The sequence below is a fragment of the Micromonospora sp. KC721 genome (genome assembly GCF_004348355.1).
Lineage (GTDB): Bacteria > Actinomycetota > Actinomycetes > Mycobacteriales > Micromonosporaceae > Micromonospora.
This window is the reverse complement of record NZ_SMJY01000353.1, coordinates 1-2,417: the sequence shown is the minus strand read 5'-3', so window position 1 is coordinate 2,417 and position 2,417 is coordinate 1. Positions and strand designations below refer to the sequence as shown.

General features: G+C 72.8%; 3 protein-coding genes. 1 reads left to right on the top strand and 2 read right to left on the bottom strand.

The window, feature by feature from the left end:
• The first annotated feature begins 182 nt into the window (after positions 1–182).
• Positions 183–374 carry a DUF5703 family protein gene (locus tag E1182_RS30190; protein WP_132271135.1) on the top strand — a complete coding sequence of 64 codons (192 nt, stop codon included), beginning with the start codon at positions 183–185 and terminating at the stop codon, positions 372–374.
• 32 nt (positions 375–406) lie between these two features.
• Here the strand turns inward: E1182_RS30190 and E1182_RS30185 are convergent, their stop codons facing one another.
• Positions 407–1,066 (bottom strand): hypothetical protein, encoded by a 660-nt coding sequence (locus E1182_RS30185; RefSeq protein WP_132271134.1) that lies wholly within the window; start codon positions 1,064–1,066, stop codon positions 407–409.
• A gap of 45 nt (positions 1,067–1,111) precedes the next feature.
• A partial coding sequence (locus E1182_RS30180) for a M20/M25/M40 family metallo-hydrolase (RefSeq protein WP_243706505.1) occupies positions 1,112–2,417 on the bottom strand: 1,306 nt, incomplete at its 5' end.

Genomic DNA, 2,417 nt, shown 5'->3' with positions numbered 1-2,417 from the left:
GCCACCCCTCGGAAGCCGGGCCCGGGGCAACGGACGCCCGCGCCGGGGCCGACCGGCCCCACCCTGCTCGGGCGTACGCCCTGCCCGACGCGCGCCGCGTCGGACCCGGTACGCCGGGGGTGGTCCGACCGGTGGCGCGGGAAGGGTGGCGGACAGGCCCAGGGCTGGGCAGCATAGGGCACATGGACTACGAATACGCGCCGCTGAGGTTGCCGCCGAACGTCGATCGGGTGACCGCCGCGGCGCAGTTGGCGATCCAGGCGGAGTTCTCCGGATGGGAGTTGGCCCGGGTGCGACTGTTCCGGGACGGGACGCGGCAGGTCGTGCTGCGCCGTCGCCGGGTCGCCCAGCCGCAACCGGGCCTGTCGTACTGAGTTCGCCACCCCACCCTGGCGTGGGTGCCCGACTAGTGGGCGTGCCCGGCGTGGTCGTGGTCGTCCTCGTCCAGGTAAGGATGCTCGTCGAGCCGCCCCACCAGGCGGTCGTCGGCGGCCGGCTGGAACGGGCCCACCGGGTCGTCGTCGTCGAACGACTCCAGGTCGACCGGGGTGCCGACCTCGCTGACCATCACCACCCCGTCGAGCGGCTCCAGCTCGGGCACGTCCAGGGCGCTCAGCGAACCGTCGCCGCTCTGCAGCAGCTCCAGCACCGCCTCGCCGACCCCCTCGACCGGCGCCGGCTCGTCGGATTCCGGGGTGCCCTCGCGGCGGGCCGCCTCGGCGACCCGGATCAGCGCCGAGACGCTCGGCACCCGGTAGTCGCGGCGCTGCCGCACCGAGATCACCTGCGGGTGCGGGTCGGTGGCCTCGACGCCCTCGACGCCACCGAACCGCTCGTCGGCCTCGTCCGGGTCGATCGCCTCCACGTCCCAGGGTGTGACCTCGCCGAACGCGTCGAGCAGCTGCTCGTCGTAGGCGTACGACGCGTTGTTCAACGCCACGTACGCCTGCCAGACGTCGTCGTCGTCGATGCGGCCCTGGGCGGCGCGCACGGCCGCCAGGTGGGCCCGAGCGGCGTCGATCACGCGCTCGAGTGCGGCGTCCAGCTCACCGTGCTGGTCGGTCATGAGGTGATCCCTTCGCCAATGGGGCAGGCTGCGACACCGGACGGGTCAGCAGGCGCGCAGGAACCGGTCCAGAACCCGCACGCCGAACTGTAGTCCGTCCACCGGTACCCGCTCGTCGATGCCGTGGAACAGGGCGGAGAAGTTGAGGTCGGGCGGCAGGCGCAGCGGGGCGAACCCGAAGCAGCGGATGCCGAGCTGCGAGAAGGCCTTCGCGTCCGTGCCGCCGGAGAGCATGTACGGCACCGGCCGGGCACCCGGGTCCTCGGCGCGCAGTGCCGCCGACATCGCCGCCACCAGGTCGCCGTCGAAAGTGGTCTCCAGGGCCGGTTGGCGCTGGATGTACTCGATGTCGATGTCCGGGCCGACCAGCTCGCGCAGCTGCTGCTCCAGCAGCTCCGACTGCCCGGGCAGGCTGCGGCAGTCGATGGTGGCGGTGGCCCGGCCGGGGATGACGTTGTCCTTGTAGCCGGCGGCGAGGCGGGTCGGGTTCGCGGTGCTGCGGATCGTCGCCCCGATGATGTTGGCGATCGGACCCAGTTTCGCGATCGCGGTCTCCGGGTCGTCCGGGTCCAGTTCCACGCCGAGGACCTCGGAGACCTCCGTGAGGAAGGCCCGGACGGTGGCGGTGACGGTCACCGGGAAGCGGTGCCGCCCGATCCGGGCCACCGCCTCGGCCAGCGCGGTGACCGCGTTGTCGTCGTGGATGAACGAGCCGTGCCCGGGGCGGCCCTTGGCGTGCAGCCGCAGCCAGTCGATGCCCTTCTCGGCGGTCTCGATGAGGTAGAGCCGGGTGGCCTCGTTGACCGAGTAGGAGAAGCCCCCCACCTCGCCGACGGCCTCGGTGCAGCCGTCGAAGAGGTCCCGGTGCCGGCGTGCCAGGAAGTGCGCGCCGTAGTCGCTGCCCGCCTCCTCGTCGGCGGTGTAGGCGAGCACGATGTCCCGCGACGGGCGGACCCCGGTGCGCTGCCAGTGCCGCACCACGGCCAGCACCATCGCGTCGAAGTCCTTCATGTCGATCGCGCCCCGGCCCCACAGGTAACCGTCGCGGATCTCGCCGGAGAACGGGTGCACCGACCACTCGTCGGCGTCGGCGGGGACCACGTCGAGGTGACCGTGCACCAGCAGGGCGTCGCGGCCCGGGTCGGTGCCGGCGATGCGGGCCACCACGTTGGCACGCCCCGGCGCCGACTCGTGGATCTCGGCATCGACGCCCACCTCGGCGAGGCGCTGCGCGACGTACTCGGCCGCGCGGCGCTCGCCCATGCTGGTGGCGTTGTCCCCCGTGTTGGTGGTGTCGATGCGCAACAGGTCACGGCAGAGCTCCACGACCTCGTCGGTGGGGTCGGGGAGC